Consider the following 18,551-nt stretch of genomic DNA (forward strand, 5'->3'; position numbering starts at 1 on the left):
GGGAAAGACTTGCTGTAACTTCCCCCTGCTCCTCTGCTCCTCTGCTCCTCTGCTCCTCTGCTCCCCAGCCCCTAGTCCCTATACGTCGTGGGTAGCTTTACCACTGAACTTGAGTTGTGCTGGATTGGGGTTTTGCCCAATGCTGCGAGGTACATAACGCACTTTTTCACGACCTGCATTCACCTTTTCGGGGAAGACACCATCAGCTGGGTGAATTAAAGTAGTTTCTCCGTTGGGCAAAATCCGATAAATTTTGTAGTCTGTGATTTTGAGTTTGCGGAGTTGACCACCTAAAGCGATGCCTTGTTCTTTGCGGGCTAAATACAGCAGGTTTTCGCCTTTCCGAGCAGTAGCAGCACCACCTGTAGGTAATTCAAATACTTGCTCTTTTGGGCTAGTCCAGGTGATAGCGTACTTTTCTTCTACTTCCGCTTTTCTGAGCAAGCCACCAGTGTTGCCAGCAAATAGCGGGGTTTGTCCAGAGAGTTTTTCTGTCATAGGGTCTGATTCTCTCAACGTTTTTAGGGAATCCTAACACCGCAACCAGGATCATATTGCGATCGCGTTATAGACTGTAACAGTTTTTAGTCTTTTAGTCATTGGTCATTGGTCATTGGTCATTGGTCATTAGTCCTTTGTTAAAAACCAGTCCCCAGTCCCCAATCCCCAATTCCCAGTCCCCAATCCCCAGTCCCCAGTCCCCAATCCCTATCTACTCTTAACTTTTGTCCGCTTTTCCTCTTGGCTATTCTGAACAATCGGGATGGTGAAGTGAAACTGACTACCTTGGTCTTTGCCAGTTGACTCTGCCCAAATTTTTCCACCCCAGCCATTAACTATTTGACGACAAATGGCTAAACCAAGTCCAGTGCCGCCAGTGGTGCGGCGTAGCGCTCCCTCTTCTTGATAAAAGCGGTCAAAAACTATTTCTAAACGATTCGGTTCAATGCCGCGCCCAGTGTCAGCTACAGTTACCTCAACCATTTGACGGCTGTTGTAAATCGCTTTAATGGTGATTTCTCCTTGGGGTGGCGTAAATTTACAAGCATTGTCCATCAGTTTTGCCATTACTTCTACTAGCCAATCACCATCGGCTCTAACCAGAGGTAGGTTTTCGTCAATTTGAGTTTTGATTTGGGGCGGCTTTTCCGTTGAGGAACGCGTGCGATTTCGGCTGAGTGATAAATCTATACACTCTTGTAAGCTGAGGGATTCGGGATGCCATTGCACTCGACCGCTTTCCAGGTTGGAAAGTGTGAGGAAATCTTGTACCAGTTTTCGCATCCGCTCGGAGTCGGAAAGAGCCGTGTTGAGCATGATCTGCTGCAACTCTAAGGGCATATCCGGCTCACTAGCGAGACTTTCTAGGCAAACTTGAATTGTAGATAGGGGGGTACGCAGTTCATGTCCAGTGATGGCTATAAGGTTGCTGCGGGTGCGGTCTAGAGCTTCTAGCTGCTGGTTAAGTTCTTCTAGGTTCGCGTAAGCTTCCGCTTGAATGAGAGCAGCTCCTACCTGGGTGGCGATCGCTTCTACCAAATCCAATTCCCCTGGTTGGCACTCGTGCGGTGGCATTCGGCAATAGTGTAACTCCACAATGCCCAATAATCGCCCCTGATAAAAGACTGGTTCCATCAACCAAGAACGAATGGCAAACTTTTTGGCAATCATGGAAAGTCCTGGCGAATTGGTAACGCGAGGATCGCTCAACGTATCGCTCACACAAACACCTTCGCCTTGTTCCACAATGTCCCGAAATAGAGAATTTTTCTCTAACTCCCAGATTTGCCCACAAACAGATAAAGTACCAGGCGTCAAAAACTCGTGTTCAATTATGGCTTGGCGATCTGCGGCTTGAGCGCGGTAAATTAAACAGCGACAAGCTTCTAAGTGTTGTCCTAATTCTTGTGCCGCCACCTGGAGAACTTCGTGAGGATCGAGCGATCGCCGAATGGCAGTACTAATAGAGTTGACTAATCGTTCTTTTCGTGCTTGGGCAGCAATGGAACGATAGGCTTTGTGCAATTTGTACTGACTCGCTTGCAAATAAGTTATTAAGCGCTGCACAAAGGGATCTGTATCAATGTCACAGGCATATTCATTGACCTGTTCTGCTCCAGAGTAGTTTCGTGGCTGGCCGATGCCAAATCTCTGACGTGCCTCCTCAATTTTACTTACTAGTTCTGGCCTGTAAACCAAAATCCTGTCTAACAGCAATTCGGCGGCTTTCAGGCTAACTCCCCTTTCCGATGTCCAAATTCCCTCAAATCTTCGCGCTGTGTCGATGTCCAGATTAGGGCTTAGTTCTGGTAGTTGCTTATTTTTAGCAATCGAACTAAGGTTTTCTCGGCAAACCAGACAAGTAGCGTAATTGTCAGCAATCACGACCAAATGCCACTCGTGACTTAAGCCATCCGTTGGCTCAAAAGCCACTTTTTCATAGTGTTCCGAACTGTTGGTGAAATCCGTTTCTGGAGCAGATAATACGTATATTTGATTACTCCGCAAGGCAAGTCGCTGGTAGCGATGAGCTTCTTGGCGGTAGAATCGCTCTCGCTGAAAACTAGCAATTACAAGGGGTTGGACTAAAGTCCCAGCCAAAACTTGATCTTCCATCGCGTGGGAGAGCGCCGTTAATGAAGCCTTAAAATATAGCTGGGGCCGCAAGTAGGGTAGGGACTTTAGCAGATCACTCAGCACAGAAGTCGAAATGCTCATGAATTATTGTTAAACGCTCAACCTCGATCAGATCCACGTCACAGCTGCATTGTACAAATTTCAAGGGGCTCTCAAGTTAAATAGACAGTTGCAATATGTAAAGAACGCTAAAAAAGCGCTTTTCGCCAAAACAGGCGCAACACTTCGTTACCAACTAGGAGGAGTACACACAACTTAATTGGTTGATTGACAACCTACTACGCCCAATATACATTCTTGACCAACTTTGCTATGTGCCTGTATGGGCAAAATTTTTCAGGAGCTATGATACTAAAATACTAACTATTGTATGGTTTTAAGGATCATTGATTGCATAGCCCACGACTAAGCTCGACTTTATCCATTTTTTTTCGCAACGCGATCGCTATCGCTGAAACCTATGTGGGATAGTAGTTTTACTTTTTGAACTTTATCTATGCTCTGTGACGTAGAAAAAGTATTTGCCAAAAAGCCACGATTTTTACCAGATAAAGAAACTGAGTTCTTAATTTTGGATAAAGTTGAGCTAAGACGGGGACTTAGGGAGTGAGGAATATATATATGGCAGTTCTCGCTTGAGTAGAGGTAGAGGTAAGCTAATGAGCATTCAAGTTGCATAATTAGGGCGGGCAAGATGCCCACCCCACAAGATATTAATAAAATTTTAATATGCAAATTAGATGTGTTTTAGCTTACAAGAACCCCTCCTCGCAAACGAGGAGAGGGCTATGATGTACTTTATATGATTAGAAAACGCTATAGTTCAATTACTTGAAAAAGGCTGTAAAAGCAGAGTGAGAATAACTGACCGGACTTTCGTACCTTGTGTCCTATAGAGGATACGCTGTTATTTCTTGGTACTGTGTATCTCGACACAAATCTTTCTTTTTTCGATCTAAATAAATTTAGTTGCTCTGTCTCAAAGCAAGAGGGTATTTCTTCTTTCCCCTCTGCCTTTTGGTTAAGAGACTTCTACTCAAAAATAGACCCATACACGGAACTTTGACTAATGACACCGGATACACTCATAACCCCGGAAAAAATTTTCCTGGATGGAAAAACTTTTATTCCTGCCGAACAATTACCTATCCCGGAGTGGCCTTGTGTTGTGGCTGAAAGATCGCAACCGACACTGACGGTTAAAGATGATGATTTATTTTTTGTGACAGATACTATTGGGAATATTTCTGGCTGTTCCCTCAATGATGGCAATCCCAGTATGGGACTGTTTTGTTGTGATACGAGATTTCTTAGTCGCTTGGAGTTGCAAATTGAAGGGCGATCGCCTGTACTTCTCAGTAGTACTGCTGAGAAAGGGTTTTCGCTCTCAGTTTTGTGTACCACCCCCAGAATCGACGATCGCCTGAAAGCCGAGACTATCGGAATTCGCCGAGAAATTGTGCTAAATGGCGCACTATTTGAAGAAATAGAGGTATCTAACTACAGCACAACCACTGTCAATTTTGAACTAAGCATCAGCTTTGATGCAGATTTTGTTGATTTATTTGAAGTTCGGGGCTATGACAGAGAAAAACGAGGCCGGCTTTTACGCTTAGTCGAACCGACGACTGAGGAAGGAACATTTTCTCAGGTCGATGGCGTTTTACCAATACCCAAAGAGCCATCCGCCTCTAGGGAAGAATCCTTAACACTCGCCTATCAAGGTTTGGATGGCTCGGTGATGGAATCTCGGATTCTATTCCAGCATCGGCAACCAGACTATTTCAAGGGTTACACTGCGGTTTGGCAGCTAGAGTTGGCTTCTCACGAAACTCAAAAGCTGGGTTACCGCGTGAGTATGTTGAAAAACAACCAGTCCAGTTCAACCGTCAGCGCCGCTACTACCTTAGGACAGGCGAAAGCTGCTGAGTTGATGGAGGAGCAAAACTGGGTACAGCAAATTACCCGCATTAGCTCAGATAAAAGCACCTTCAATCGAGTGATTGAGCGCGCTGAACAAGATATGTATTTGTTGCGCCAATCTTTTGGTAAGCATAAGACTGTTTCCGCCGGAGTGCCCTGGTTTTCGACACTATTTGGGCGAGATTCGCTGGTAACAGCTTCTCAAACTCTGATGTTAAACTCGGAAATTGCCAAGGAAACCCTGATATTGCTGGCGACATACCAAGGTAAAGTCGATGACGAATGGCGCGAAGAAGAACCGGGTAAGATTTTGCACGAGTTACGTTTGGGAGAAATGGCTCGTTGTCAAGAAATTCCCCATACGCCCTACTATGGTACGGTTGATGCGACTCCCCTGTGGCTGATGCTCTACGCCGAACATTACGCTTGGACTCACGATCAAGAACTTCTAGAGCAACTTTGGCCTAATGCTCTGGCAGCAATGGAGTGGATCGATCGCAATAGCAAAGAAACCAGCTACCTCAGTTATTTCCGTAAATCCAAACGCGGTCTAGTTAACCAAGGTTGGAAAGATTCTGGCGACTGTATTGTAGACCACAAGGGAGAATTAGCCAATGGGCCAATTTCCCTCTCGGAGGTGCAAGCTTACGTCTATGCGGCAAAAATGCGCCTAGCTGAAATAGCTAGGATGAAAAAGCGGCTTGATTTGGCAGATCGTTGGCAAGAAGAGGCCAGAAATCTCAAGGCTCGTTTTAATCGAGATTTTTGGGTGGAAAACCAGGATTTCTGCGCTCTGGCTTTGGATGGAGATGGCAAGCCAGTAGATAGTATTACCTCAAACCCCGGTCATTGTCTACATTTGGGACTCTTCACACACGAAAAAGCTCATAGTGTAGCAGAACGGTTGCGGGCCCCAGATATGTTTAATGGTTGGGGAATTCGGACTCTGAGTAGTTTGTCACCTGCTTACAATCCAATGGGTTATCACACTGGTTCGGTTTGGCCCCATGATAACGCTCTGATTGCAATGGGATTGCGATCGCTCGGTCTAATCGATCAAGCCTTAGAAATATTTCAAGGTTTATTCGACATGACCCAGCAGCAACCCTACCAACGTCCTCCAGAACTCTTCTGCGGCTACGAACGGAACGGTGATAATACCCCCGTGCAGTATCCAGTTGCTTGCACTCCCCAAGCTTGGGCTACCGGTAGTATTTTCCAACTACTGCAAATGATGGTCAACTTAGTGCCTGACGCTCAAAATAATTGCTTGCGAATAATCGACCCCGCTTTGCCAGAATCGATTAATCGCCTGTCATTTCATAATTTACGAGTCGGCCCCACCATCCTCGATTTAGAATTTGAGCGTTCTGGGAGTACGACTGCTTGTCGCGTTGCGAAAAAACGGGGCAATTTACGGGTAGTTATTGAAGCTTAGAAAGGGAGTAGGGAGTAGGGAATTAATTTACTACTCCCTATTTTATTATTGGTGCTTAGGTGTAGCCCGTCGTAGACATCGCTCGGTGGCATAATGTCAAAATTGAGCCGCCGCAGATAACTTTTGCATCAACTCCAGGGGTTTCCTTCAGTCCGTTTCAACCGAATTGTTAGCCTGCAACATTACTCTGGCATTTCCCACATGAAATCAACTCCGTAAAAACAACCGAGGTAGAGCAGCATACCTCTGGTTTCTTCAGCAGCTATTCTGTAGTACTCTGATATACACTGAAATATATACCAATAATCATCTACTTCCTCATCCCATAATGTTCTGTAAACATCTGGATTCAGCACACAAGCTTCTTCGTATCTCTTAGTAAACTCTTTTTCTGAAATTTGAAGCAGCGCTTCGGAGATTTGCTGAGTTTCTGAGGGAACAAGATATTTTACAGGGCCGAAATCTTTAAAACTACCTTTTGTTCCTTCAATTGAGGTTGTGCCCATCACTGCATTGATTAGCAATCGGTTGTTTTGCTTTTTTCGGGCAACAATAAAAGGTATCTGACATTCTTCCCACGAAGATATATCCTCAGTTAGCAAGTAATGGATTGCGTGCCAATATGAATCAATATCTAATCTTCCGATTCTCCATTGCTCCTCAGCAATAAGAGCGTTCTGGTTATGATTAATTCCTTTTTTTTTAAGTAGTTTTTTTAAGTAGGCAGGCAGATGTTGAACTGCTCCGGTTTCTAAAGCTTCTTTTGCATGAAGATAAAAGTCCAATACATACAAATCTTGTTTTGCTATCTCTAAAAGAGGTGCGGGTATTTGTTTGAAGTTTCCCTCTATTCCCATACCTTATCTGCTCAAATGAGATGTCATACAGTTTTAATTCAGACCTAAATCTTGATATGTGCCAGAACCTTTTCTTGTTTAACTGCTAACCGCGAACAGAGAATTTAAAACTACCTCCCAGTCGCTTCGCTGAGTGCTTCACGAATTATCTCATCACTCACACCATGCCGATTTAAAATTGTGTCAAGTGGACAACTCAATATTAACTTTTCAGCCTAGCGATGCGATCGCCCCAAATTTCAGTATGGTAATAAATTTATACTAAAAAAATTAAGGATGTAAAAATAACAATGATTTACACCCAAATTACTAACAGACGCGATTAATCGCGTCTCTACTTTTATCCTTCTTCTGAATTGTCTCTTTTATTTCCTGGGGATGCTTCGTAAAGTGCATCGAGATGTTGACGCGCATCTTCAACGTTAATTGAACGCATTACCAAAAGTGGCTCTTTAATTAAGTTTCCAGCGCTATCTAATAATTCAGGATGGGGTACAAATTGTCTTTTTGATGAATAATAACCATAGTTACCTTGATTATTCATTGGCGAGGAATTCGTCGGGTAAGTCCGCTCCCGATCAAAACTGAACATAATCAGGTTACGAATTAAGTTGCCAACAGCTATAAATGCAAGGATTGTAAAAGCAAGAATGTAAAGGAGATGTAACATTGGATTTTCCTCCAGGACAGGAATTTTTTAAACTTTATTTTGTAACACTTCGATTTCGCCGATTCTGTGAATCACAGTTAAGACGAGTATTTAACGCACTCTTTGCGCGCTTACATCTATATGAAGCTATTTGTCAACCGTTATTCTACTTACGGTAGCATAGGATACATTATCTTGTTAATCCAAATAATGTTAAGAAATTGTTAAGATTTTTTTACTATCTCTTTAAGGACTGATTTACCATCTGATGTAGACGCTTCCTCGGTTTGTCATTAGATATCGGTAAGTAACCTGCCAAAATTTAGCAGATACTCATAGGTGCTGCTTAGACTTCTCGTCCTTGACGAAAGCGCATTGCCACATTCCAGCATTCTGTTACTAATTGATGCCAAGGCATTAAGGTTGCCATCTCAATCCCGACTTGTTTATCAGTTGCATTAAACAGCATCTTCGCGGTATTTAGTTCATCCTGCGCTTGCTTAACCCGCAAGAGCAAGTCAGATTGCTCTTGGTGACTCATAAATGATAGTTGCTCAGTTTCGAGTAAATGGCGCGATCGCGTAAACCAATGCTGAAAATCTTCTAGCAGGGGTTCTAAAACCGTTTTCAGCAACTCAGTCCCCGGTACATTTGAGTCTGACATAAATGAGAAGGATATTTCAAACTTGCTTACTAATATTAACGTTATTTACGTTTCTTAACACTTATTGGCTTTTTCTCATAATTTTGAGATGTAAAAATATGTAACAAAGAACACAGATTTTATTATATAGTCTTGATATCAGGTTTGTACAGTGCCTTTGGAGAGGCATAAGTAAGTATATATGACACCGAGTTGCAATTCATAAGATAAATTAGCGAGCGCAGGCAATCCTGAATTGTGACACTCAGGTAAGAAATAAAAAATTTATCTTTATCTTTGGATTGAAGAAGAATTCAGGAGTCAAAATTCAGGACTCAGAATCAAACCGCTAGGCAAAGTCATTAGTCCAAGAGAAAGCACGCGCACTCTGTAACATAGTTTGAATTACTCCGATGAAAGAAAAAGTTTTTCTGCCCACCATCAAAGCAAGTTTACGGTAAGCTTTGTTGGACTGCTCATGGCATTGCAAGGGATAGGGTATGCACCAATGACCAATGACAAATGACAAATGACTACTTAACCAAAGTCGTTATAGTTGAATAAGCCTACAGATTCAGATAAATCACCTTTTGTAATCACTTCGCCAATGGTTCAGCAGCCAATGTCGCCAAATTCATCAAATCAGTCACAACAGTCAGAACAAGTTGAAAAAATCTATTTACCGCGTACCAGCGAATCGGAGAACTTAAAAAAGATTCGCCACACTGCTTCCCACGTAATGGCAATGGCAGTACAAAAGCTGTTTCCCAAGGCGCAAGTTACAATCGGCCCTTGGATTGAAAACGGTTTTTACTATGACTTCGACAATCCAGAACCCTTTAGCGAAAACGATCTCAAAGCCATCAAGAAAGAGATGGCGAAGATTATCAATCGTAAATTGCCAGTAATTCGGGAAGAAGTTAGCCGCGAAGAAGCCGAACGCCGAATTCAGGAAATTAAGGAACCTTACAAGCTAGAAATCCTGGGAGATATCAAAAACGAACCAATCACGATTTACCACCTGGGGAATGAATGGTGGGATTTGTGCGCGGGGCCTCATCTGGAAAATATCAGTGAATTAAACCCAAAAGCAATTGAACTAGAAAGCGTTGCTGGCGCTTATTGGCGTGGGGATGAAACTAAAGCCCAATTACAACGCATCTATGCCACCGCCTGGGAAAGTCCAGAACAACTGGCTGAATATAAGCGACGCAAAGAAGAAGCGCTGCGGCGAGATCACCGGAAACTGGGTAAGGAACTGGGATTATTTATATTTTCTGACCTTGTGGGGCCGGGTTTACCTTTGTGGACACCCAAAGGCACTCTGTTGAGGAGTACTTTAGAAGACTTCCTGAAGCAAGAACAGGTAAAACGGGGTTATTTATCTGTAGTAACGCCTCACATTGCCAGAGTAGATTTATTTAAAACCTCTGGGCATTGGCAGAAATATAAAGAAGATATGTTCCCCTTAATGGCGGACGATCAAGAAGCTGCTGCACAGGAACAGGGCTTCGTCATGAAGCCGATGAACTGCCCTTTTCACATCCAAATATATAAGAGTGAGTTACGCTCTTATCGGGAATTACCGATGCGCTTGGCAGAATTTGGCACTGTTTACCGCTACGAACAATCAGGGGAATTGGGCGGTTTAACGCGGGTGCGTGGTTTTACTGTGGATGATTCTCACCTGTTCGTTACCCCAGAACAGCTAGATAGCGAATTCCTCAGTGTGGTGGATTTGATTTTGTCGGTGTTCAATAAGCTGCAACTGAAGAACTTTAAAGCTAGACTCAGTTTTCGCGATCCTGCTAGTGATAAGTACATCGGTTCTGATGAAGTTTGGGATAAAGCCGAAGGTGCGATTCGCCGTGCAGTTGAAACCTTGGGGATGGAACACTTTGAAGGTATTGGAGAAGCGGCTTTTTATGGGCCGAAACTTGACTTTATCTTTAGTGATGCCCTAGATCGGGAATGGCAATTAGGAACTGTGCAAGTAGATTACAATTTGCCAGAACGCTTTGAGTTGGAATACGTCGCCGAAGATGGTGTTCGCAAACGTCCTGTGATGATTCACCGTGCGCCTTTTGGTTCGCTGGAAAGACTGATTGGCATCTTAATTGAAGAATATGCAGGTGATTTTCCTTTGTGGTTAGCGCCAGTGCAAGCTAGATTACTGCCGGTGGGTGATACACAGCTAGACTTTGCTAAAGATGTGGTGGCGAAGATGAGAGCGTTGGGCATCCGTGCAGAAGTTGATACCAGTGGCGATCGCTTGGGTAAACAGATTCGCAATGCAGAGAAAGAAAAAATACCCGTGATGGCAGTGGTGGGAGCGAAAGAAGTGGAAACCAACACCTTGAGTATCCGTACCCGCGCCTCTGGGGAATTGGGAGTTATACCTGTAGATGAGGTGGTGGATAAGATTAAGAATGCGATCGCGAAGTTCGAGAATTTCTAAATAAAATTTAACCACAGACGCACACTAATTATAATTGGTGTGCGTTTTGTCTAGTAGATCAGATTATTAGCTAGCTGGTAGGCTTTGGTAAGGGTGCGATCGCAAGGTATTTGATATCAAAGGCTCATTAATGGAGTTCAAAGATTCATTTTAATTTTAACTTTTAACGGGATGTGGAACGTCAGAAAGTATTACAGACAACAAAACTTTTCTGAATCATCGCACCTAAGAAAACTTTTCGAGTTATTCAACACCGTTAGGATTGATTTAAGAACTTGCGGAATCTGCTCTTCCTAAACAGACTGGACTTGCATAAATTACTGTCAACAATCTTTGACTTACATCATGAACCGCTTTACCTCTATTTTGCTGGCCGGCTTGATAGCATCTGCATCAGCTTTGGCTATTTCTCCAAAAGCTGATGCTAATACACCAGCGTCTTATCTTGCTGAGTTAGATAACTACAGCTATCAACGCAACGATGATGGTAACTACGAACGTCATAGTCGCCACTACAGAAATGGTGATTATGACCGCCAGAACGACCTTCGCAACATTCGTGACGAAAATAATCGCCGCTATGACCGCGACAATAATCATCGCCGCTATGACCGCGATAATAATCGTCGTTATGAGCGTGACCATGACCGCGATAATAACCGTCGCTATGAACGCGATAATAACCGTCGCTATGAGCGTGACAATAACCGCCGCTATGAACGCGATAATAATCGTCGCTATGAACGCGATAATAACCTTCGCAACATTTATGACAACAACCGTCGCTATGAACGCGATCGCGACTGGGGTCGTGGTTAATCCCTGTACCCGATCTGTTTCGCCTTAGCTTTTCTATATGACCAAGCCTTAGGCAAAAAGACACTGAAAAGATGATATTTCGTAGGGGCAATGCATGAATTGCCCCTACATTTCTTTAGAATTAATTATTGATTTTTGAATAATACAGTAAAGATACTACCATAAGGATGATTATCTTCGATGGTAATTGTACCGGAATGTGCCTCGATCGCCATTTTACAGAAAGCCAATCCTAAACCAATTTGTGAAACTTCTGCCATCAGAGTTCCAATTTCATACTTTTCAAAAATGATTTGTCGTAAGTCTTGACTTACTCCCGAACCGGAATCAGCAACTTGCACTTTAGCGCCTCCTGCTGCCAAATACTCTGCCCGTAGGGTGACTTGAGACTTAGATGGGGAGAATTTAATGGCATTGGAAAGCAAATTATCCAGTACTCGACGAAAGATAACCGCATCTACTGCAATAATGCCACCAGGTTCGGGTAAGTCACTAATAAGAGTTAAGTTCTTTTGAGCAGCGATCGCCTCAATATCTGCGATCGCTGACATACACAGGGTACAAAGGTCTATTTCTGTGTAATTGAGAAGCATTTTTCCAGATTCTAGCTTTGCCATGATCAGCAAGCTATCAATTAACGATTGTAGCTGTTGTGCAGCAAGTAAAATTTGATCGATTTTTCCTTGCTGCTGTTTAGGTGACAAACTTGGAAACCGCAGAATCTCTGCGCCTAAGACAATGCTGGTAAGTGGATTTCGCAAATCGTGTACAATCATATTTACCATGTCTTCTCGCAGTTTGAGCAATACCTGCATACTTTCGTATTGCTGTTTAATCCGCAACATAGAATGAACTCTAGCTCGTAATTCCACGCCATTGACGGGTTTACTAATAAAGTCATCTGCACCTGTTGCCAGACATCGAGCCAAATCTTCTTTATCGGTTAATGCCGTCACCATGATGATCGGTACTGCTTGCCATCGTGGATCGGCTTTGATGCGTTGGCAGACTTCCATCCCATCAAGATCGGGCATCATCACATCTAATAAAATCAGATCGGGCTGAAAACTATCGAGGCGATTTAGAGCTTGTTGACCACTAGGAGCATAGTATAGCTGGTAGTTTTCACCATCCAGCAAGGTTTCAACAACATCAAAGTTATCGGGTTCATCATCGATTACTAAAATAGAGGGTTGACTATCCATCGAGAATTTCCGCTACCTTCTTAAAAGTTGTTGAATTGTGGCTACAAGCTGTTTAAGTTTTACTGGTTTGGTCAAATATTCGTTTGCTCCGGCTGCTAAACAAGTTTCGCGATCGCCAGGCATCGCTAATGCTGTAAGTGCGATAATTGGAATATGCAAAAAATGGCGATCGTTACGGATGCAGCGCATTGCTTCTAACCCGTCCATTCCCGGCATTTGAATATCCATCACAATTAAGTCGGGGCGTTGAACTCTCACAAGATCAATAGCTTGTTGTCCATTGTTTGCCAAAATGAGACGATAACCTCGACTTTCAAGATAGCCAGACATAGTATCAATATTTGCTTGATTATCTTCTGTCAGCAAAATCAGAGGAGTGTCCAGGATCGCATCGGGCACTACAGTTAGATTTGGCGAGTCAAAACGAGCAGAAGCATACAGTTTCTCTATAGTTACCTGAAGTTGAGCGCGAGTAATGGGTTTGATCAAGTATTCAAACGCTCCCTGAGCCAGTCCTTTGCTACGCTCATCCACAACTGAAATGATGATTGCTGGAATATCTTTGGTTTTTGGGTTGGCCTTGAGTTGATTTAGCACGTCCCAACCTGATAGATTAGGCAGTTGTAGATCCATAACAATCAGAGCAGGCTGAACGCGCAGTACTTCTTCTATAGCTCCTTCACCTTCGGGATAGATGATGGGCTGCATTCCCATTTCGCTGAAGTAGCGAGTAATTTGTTCAGCCGCCGCAACAGAATCTTCGATAATCAAAACTTGAGCATTCTCAGCAGGTAAGCGATAGTTGGGCAAAAAAGTAGTTACCTGCGTGGTTAGACCGCGATCGCTGGTACGGTAGGGAATGCGAACAGTAAAACAACTTCCCTGGCCAACTTCACTGCTAACTGAAACCGTTCCTCCATGTAAGGTAACAATCTGTTGTACCAGTGCTAAACCTAGACCAGTGCCACTGTACTGGCGGTTAAGGCTGCTGTCAAGCTGGATAAAAGGCTGAAACAGCTTACCAATTTCTTCAGCAGCGATACCGATGCCGGTGTCAGTGATATGGAAGTAGAGATTTGAGGGGGATGAGGAGGATGAGGCAGTAAATTCTTCCTCATCTCCCCCTGCTTCCCCTGCTTCCCCTGCCCCTCTGCCCCCCTGCCCCTCTGCCCCCTCCAGCCGGACTTCTAGCTTTACAGAACCCCCTTCTGGCGTGAACTTGACAGCGTTACTCAACAGGTTGATTAGTACCTGACGCAGGCGGCGATCGTCGACTTGGATGGTGTCAATATTCTCAGAAATATGAGTATGAAGACGAATATGCTTTTTCAAAGCCATCTGCTTGATAAAAGCAAGGCTGGTATCACAAACGCCTCTGACAGAAACATCACTCAATTGCAGTTCTAGTTTGCCAGATTCGATTTTAGATAAGTCTAGAATGTCGTTGATTAGTTCTAGTAAATGTCTGCCACTGCGCTCAATAGTGGCGATCGCTTTTGCTTGTCTTTCATTGATGGAACCAAATACACTTTCTTGTAAGCCCTCTGACATCCCCAAAATTGCATTGAGAGGTGTTCGCAGTTCATGGCTCATGTTGGCGAGAAATTCGTCTTTGAGGCGAGTGGCACGGGCAAGTTGCTCATTGGTTTGCCGCAGTTGTGCTTCGGCTTGTTTGCGTTCTGTGATATCTTCGTGAGATACCAGTATGCCAATCACCTCACCTGCACTATTGGTCAGAGGAGCTTTATTTGTTCGCAGCCAGAGTTGTTCGCCATTAGACCCTTCAAATGGCTCCTCATAGCCTAGTTTCGGTGTTCTGGTGTTCATCACCATTGCATCGTCGGCACAGTAGAGGTGTGCCCATTTTGCCCAAGGTAATTCAAAGTCAGTCTTACCAATGATTTCATTGGCTGTCAGTTGAGAATGGCTGATAAATGCTGGATTGCAGCCGATAAACCGCGATTGACGGTCTTTCCAGAAAACACGTTGGGGAAATGTATCTAGTACCGTTTGTAGCATTTTGCGTGATTCTTCCAATGCTTGCGCGATTTGTTTGCGTTCACGTAGGGCAGCTTGCTGTTCGCGGATATCAAACAGGGTGGTACGGCTGTATAAATAGTTTCCATCTACATCCTTGACGGCAGTGGCGCTAATCAGTACTGGCAAAACCTTGCCATCTTTACAAATCATGTCAAGCTCCAAATCTTTTACCCATCCCTGTTTTTTGAAATGGGGATAGTTTTGTGCGAAGGACAAGCGACTGGCTGGGGTGAGAAAATTCTCTAGGGGTTGGTCAATCATTTCCTCACGGGTATAACCCAACCATTGCAATTCAGTCTCGTTGACTTTGAGCAATCGGCCTTCGCTGTCGAGGGAATGGTAGCCACAAGGAGCATTATTGTACAAATCTTCGACGACATGGGCATATTTTGTCAGTCTCTCTTGTGCCTGTTTACGTTCGCTAATATCTGTAAGCCGTACTAGATGCCTGGTACGTCCGGCGACAGTAATGGGTTTAGCTGCAATGTTTCCCCAGAAAATTTTCCCCTGAAGAGTAACATATTCAATCTCTCGGCTCCACACACCTTTTAACTGCATATCTGTGACGATCGCATCCGTTTCGCTAGGAGTGAATGGCCGCAGCTGGAGTGTTTGCCCACTAATATTAATCAATTCAGTTTTATCAACCGCCTCAAACAGTTCCACCGCCCGCCGATTGCAATCTAGGGTAAGTAGCGTTTGCGGATCGACCAGAAAAATGGCATCAGCAGATTCGTTAAAAATTGCTTCTCGCAAATCCCGATTGTGGATGAGTTCTTGTTCGGCTTGTTTGCGATCGCTGATATCATAGTTAATCCCAATCATCCATACTGGTTCACCCTGCTGGGTACGTTTGAGAATACCGCAACCTTTGAGGAAACGAATTTCTCCACTTGGCTGAACAATGCGGAACTCAATATTATATTCTTTTTTGCTTTGGACAACTTGCTCCATAGTTTCCAGCAGATCAGGGCGATCGTCTGGGTGCAGGCAGTTGAACCAAGCATCAAAAGAATCATTAAAATTAGTGTTGTTTACTCCATACAGTTCGTACATGCGATCGTCCCAAATTAGCTTGTCCTGGACGAAATCATATTCCCAAATGCCGAATCCTCCAGAGCTAATCGCTAGGGTGAGCCGTTCGGAGAGGCGATGTAATTTTTCTTCAGCAAGTTTGCGCTCGCTAATATCTGTCAATGTACCGATGTAGCCGATAATCGTGTCGTTGGTGTTGATTTCGGGTAGCACTTGCACATAGAACCAGTTGATGCTGCCATCTGGACGTATATGCCTGCCTTCACTCTGATAAAATTCCCTTGGGTTAACATAGTCTTGCTCAAATTTTAGAGACCATTCCCTCCCCAAACGCTCGCCATCTTCTGGGTGCAAAGCCTGTACCCAACCCATGCCCAATGCTGCCTGTGTTGGTCTACCAGTCATCTCACTCCAGCGATCGTTGGCGTAGATGCAGCGACCAAAGACATCCAGCCGGAAAATAGCTACAGGAGCCGCTTCTGCCAGATGTGCATAACGAAGTTCGCTATCTTGAAGGGCTGTCTCTATTTGTTTTTGCTGGGTAATATCTTTGGCAATACCCAAGAAGCCAATATTGTTTCCTTCCAAATCCCGGAGGATTTTCACCGACAGAAATACAGGGAAGCGAGAGCCGTCCTTACGAATGTAAGTCCATTCATTTTCATAGGTGCTTCCATTTTGAGTGACGATAGTAAAAAATTCCCTACCGGGTGCAATTTCCCTACCCAATTCCAACGAGAGTTCTGCTGCCCGTTGGTTGAGTTCTTCCAAGTCGTGAAATCTAGTTGGGTTTATTTGCTGAATAATCTCATCGGCTTTATAGCCCAACATTTTTTGAGCAGCTGCATTGAAGGCTTGGATGCCATTTGAGTTACTGTAAATAATGGCATAGTCAGTACCATCTAAAATAGCTTGTTGTAAATTAGTGATAGCTAATAATTCAGCTTCTACCTGTTTGCGTTGTGTAATGTCAATATGGCAACCAATCATGCGGAGAGGATTGCCGTCTCGATCCCATGCAATGACACGGCCGGAACAAATTACCCAAACGGTAGAACCATCTTTGTGTCGATATCTTACCTCGTTGTAAAAGGGAATTTTTCCACGACTTTGGACGTGTCGATCAAAAAGTTCCAGAACACCTGGTAAATCTTCTGGAAAAATCAGGCGTTGCCAACTCTCTGGTGTATTTGGCAATTCACGATCTTCATAGCCAAACATCTGCTTGAAGGTTAAGCTCAAATACTCCTGATTGTTGGGAATATCCCAGTCCCAGTAACCTGCTAAAACTACTTCGAGAATCTGCTCTAGAAGATGTAATTCTATTTCCAATATCTGGGCGCGTCGCCGTTCTTCTTCTGAGAGTTTGCGTTCTGTGATGTCTATTAGCACGCCTAACATCCGCAGCAGTTGTCCGGTTGCGTCGTAAACTCCCCGCCCTTTTCCTGATACCCAGCGAATGCTGTCATCTTGCCAGACAACTCGATATTCCACAGCGTAATCGGTTTGTGTGGCGATCGCTTGCGTCAAATCCTGCTCAACCCATTCTCGATCCTCTGGATGTAGCCGATTGAGCCACTTTTCATAAGTCCAGTTTTGATCGCCCAGATCGGAACCAAAACAGCGAATTGCATTTTCACTAGCAAATATTTGATTGGTGATTGGGTTCCACTCCCAATAGCCTATACCAGCAAAATTCAGGGTAAGCTTGAGCTTTTCTTCGCTGGCTTTTAAAGCTGCTTCTGTCCGTTGGCGTTCTGCCAGTTCTGTCTGTGATTGCTGATATGCACTTCCCTGCTGAATAGCGATCGCTATTTGCACTGCCAGTTGATCCAATAAATCTAGTTCTACTGATTGCCAGTGGCGAGATGCAGTACATTGGTGAGCAATTAATAATCCCCATAATTGCTCTTTAACTAAAATGGGTACTACCAGATTAGCTTTGACTTCAAATTGTTCTAGAAGCTGCAAATGACAATTAGTCAAACCAGCCTGATAAATATCGTCGATTGCTCGTTTTTTCCCTTGGCGATAGTCACTTCCGGCTCCCTGTTGAAAGCAGGTGTCCAGAATTTGCGTTCCCATAGCCACCGTCCAACCAGGAAGCACTGACTCTGCGACAATTGTACCGCTCATATCTGGCTGAAATTGATAGACTACTACTCGGTCTGTTTGCAAAAACTGCCGTACCTCTGTGGCGATGGTACGCAGAATCTCTTCTAGTTTAAGAGACTGACGAATCCTTAAGGCGATCGCGGCAATTAGTTGTTGTTGTTCCCGACTTTGTTCTAATTGTCGAATTAGATGCATCCGTTCAACGGCATGATGAATTGCGCCTTGAAGAACTTCAGCCGTGAGTTTATCTTTAACTAGATAATCTTGAACAGCGCTTTTCATCGCCCGGATAGCGATAACATCCCCTTGTCCTGTCAGTATAATTACAGCAGTTTGGGTATGGCTATGGCATTCCCTAAATTGCTGAATAAACTTCAGTCCATCCTCATCAGGCAACCCAAAATCCAGCACAATTACATCTGGTATCTCCTGCTGACACCATTTCAATGCTGGCGTTGCTGTCTCAAACTCCAAAATGCGATAAGTATACGGACTATCTTGCTGCAAGAAGTGATGATATGTTTCCCGATTTTTAGCGCAATCATCAATCAGCAGGATCGTGAGGCAACAAGGATGACTCATAAGTTAAAAATACAAACGCGATCGCGCTTCCAAAAAATTATATCTCGATCATTATCATCGTGTTAATAACTTGATACAAAATGAATAATTCATAAGATATCTCTATATTGCCCTTTAGGATGGTGCGATCGTCAACATCCTGTCTTTAGT

Annotated in this window: 10 protein-coding genes; 3 read left to right on the forward strand and 7 right to left on the reverse strand. The window is 43.9% G+C overall.

Going from position 1 to position 18,551, the window contains the following annotated elements; translation table 11 throughout:
* Nucleotides 1-78: 78 nt before the first annotated feature.
* Nucleotides 79-498 (reverse strand): photosystem I reaction center subunit II PsaD, encoded by a 420-nt coding sequence (locus tag V7L31_RS10345; RefSeq protein WP_334696137.1) that lies wholly within the window; start codon nt 496-498, stop codon nt 79-81.
* Between the two features lie 210 nt (nt 499-708).
* Nucleotides 709-2,718, reverse strand: a complete 2,010-nt coding sequence (locus V7L31_RS10350; RefSeq protein ID WP_334696138.1) for a DICT sensory domain-containing protein — start codon at nt 2,716-2,718, stop codon at nt 709-711.
* 988 nt (nt 2,719-3,706) lie between these two features.
* On the opposite strand from V7L31_RS10350, the gene V7L31_RS10355 reads away from it, so the two are divergent.
* Nucleotides 3,707-5,998, forward strand: coding sequence for an amylo-alpha-1,6-glucosidase (locus V7L31_RS10355; RefSeq protein WP_334696139.1), 2,292 nt, complete (start codon nt 3,707-3,709; stop codon nt 5,996-5,998).
* 182 nt (nt 5,999-6,180) lie between these two features.
* Here V7L31_RS10355 and V7L31_RS10360 read toward each other — a convergent pair whose 3' ends face one another.
* From V7L31_RS10360 to V7L31_RS10370, 3 genes are all read right to left on the reverse strand, one after another.
* Nucleotides 6,181-6,855, reverse strand: coding sequence for a DUF1877 family protein (locus V7L31_RS10360; protein ID WP_334696140.1), 675 nt, complete (start codon nt 6,853-6,855; stop codon nt 6,181-6,183).
* A gap of 340 nt (nt 6,856-7,195) precedes the next feature.
* Entirely contained in the window at nt 7,196-7,525 is a 330-nt protein-coding gene (locus tag V7L31_RS10365; protein WP_334696141.1) for a DUF2973 domain-containing protein, read from the reverse strand.
* A 325-nt stretch (nt 7,526-7,850) separates the two neighbouring features.
* Nucleotides 7,851-8,168 carry a DUF2605 domain-containing protein gene (locus tag V7L31_RS10370; protein ID WP_179066337.1) on the reverse strand — a complete coding sequence of 106 codons (318 nt, stop codon included), beginning with the start codon at nt 8,166-8,168 and terminating at the stop codon, nt 7,851-7,853.
* A gap of 586 nt (nt 8,169-8,754) precedes the next feature.
* On the opposite strand from V7L31_RS10370, the gene thrS reads away from it, so the two are divergent.
* Together thrS and V7L31_RS10380 are read left to right on the forward strand one after the other, a co-directional pair.
* Nucleotides 8,755-10,605 (forward strand): threonine--tRNA ligase, encoded by a 1,851-nt coding sequence (gene thrS, locus V7L31_RS10375; RefSeq protein ID WP_334696142.1) that lies wholly within the window; start codon nt 8,755-8,757, stop codon nt 10,603-10,605.
* A 345-nt stretch (nt 10,606-10,950) separates the two neighbouring features.
* Entirely contained in the window at nt 10,951-11,424 is a 474-nt protein-coding gene (locus V7L31_RS10380) for a hypothetical protein (RefSeq protein WP_334696143.1), read from the forward strand.
* A gap of 125 nt (nt 11,425-11,549) precedes the next feature.
* Here V7L31_RS10380 and V7L31_RS10385 read toward each other — a convergent pair whose 3' ends face one another.
* Nucleotides 11,550-12,629 carry a hybrid sensor histidine kinase/response regulator gene (locus V7L31_RS10385; RefSeq protein WP_334696144.1) on the reverse strand — a complete coding sequence of 360 codons (1,080 nt, stop codon included), beginning with the start codon at nt 12,627-12,629 and terminating at the stop codon, nt 11,550-11,552.
* Between the two features lie 12 nt (nt 12,630-12,641).
* Nucleotides 12,642-18,401: a PAS domain S-box protein gene (locus V7L31_RS10390; protein ID WP_334696145.1), complete on the reverse strand. Its 5,760-nt coding sequence runs from the start codon at nt 18,399-18,401 to the stop codon at nt 12,642-12,644.
* Nucleotides 18,402-18,551 lie beyond the last annotated feature (150 nt).

This window comes from Nostoc sp., assembly GCF_036916655.1.
Taxonomy (GTDB): Bacteria; Cyanobacteriota; Cyanobacteriia; order Cyanobacteriales; family Nostocaceae; genus Nostoc.

Excerpts from the sequence above, each read along its gene's own strand:
- V7L31_RS10345 (WP_334696137.1), bottom strand. The coding sequence starts at position 498 with ATGACAGAAAAACTCTCTGGACAAACCCCGCTATTTGCTGGCAACACT.
- V7L31_RS10350 (WP_334696138.1), bottom strand. The coding sequence starts at position 2,718 with ATGAGCATTTCGACTTCTGTGCTGAGTGATCTGCTAAAGTCCCTACCC.
- V7L31_RS10355 (WP_334696139.1), top strand. The coding sequence starts at position 3,707 with ATGACACCGGATACACTCATAACCCCGGAAAAAATTTTCCTGGATGGA.
- V7L31_RS10360 (WP_334696140.1), bottom strand. The coding sequence starts at position 6,855 with ATGGGAATAGAGGGAAACTTCAAACAAATACCCGCACCTCTTTTAGAG.
- V7L31_RS10365 (WP_334696141.1), bottom strand. The coding sequence starts at position 7,525 with ATGTTACATCTCCTTTACATTCTTGCTTTTACAATCCTTGCATTTATA.
- V7L31_RS10370 (WP_179066337.1), bottom strand. The coding sequence starts at position 8,168 with ATGTCAGACTCAAATGTACCGGGGACTGAGTTGCTGAAAACGGTTTTA.
- thrS (WP_334696142.1), top strand. The coding sequence starts at position 8,755 with ATGGTTCAGCAGCCAATGTCGCCAAATTCATCAAATCAGTCACAACAG.
- V7L31_RS10380 (WP_334696143.1), top strand. The coding sequence starts at position 10,951 with ATGAACCGCTTTACCTCTATTTTGCTGGCCGGCTTGATAGCATCTGCA.
- V7L31_RS10385 (WP_334696144.1), bottom strand. The coding sequence starts at position 12,629 with ATGGATAGTCAACCCTCTATTTTAGTAATCGATGATGAACCCGATAAC.
- V7L31_RS10390 (WP_334696145.1), bottom strand. The coding sequence starts at position 18,401 with ATGAGTCATCCTTGTTGCCTCACGATCCTGCTGATTGATGATTGCGCT.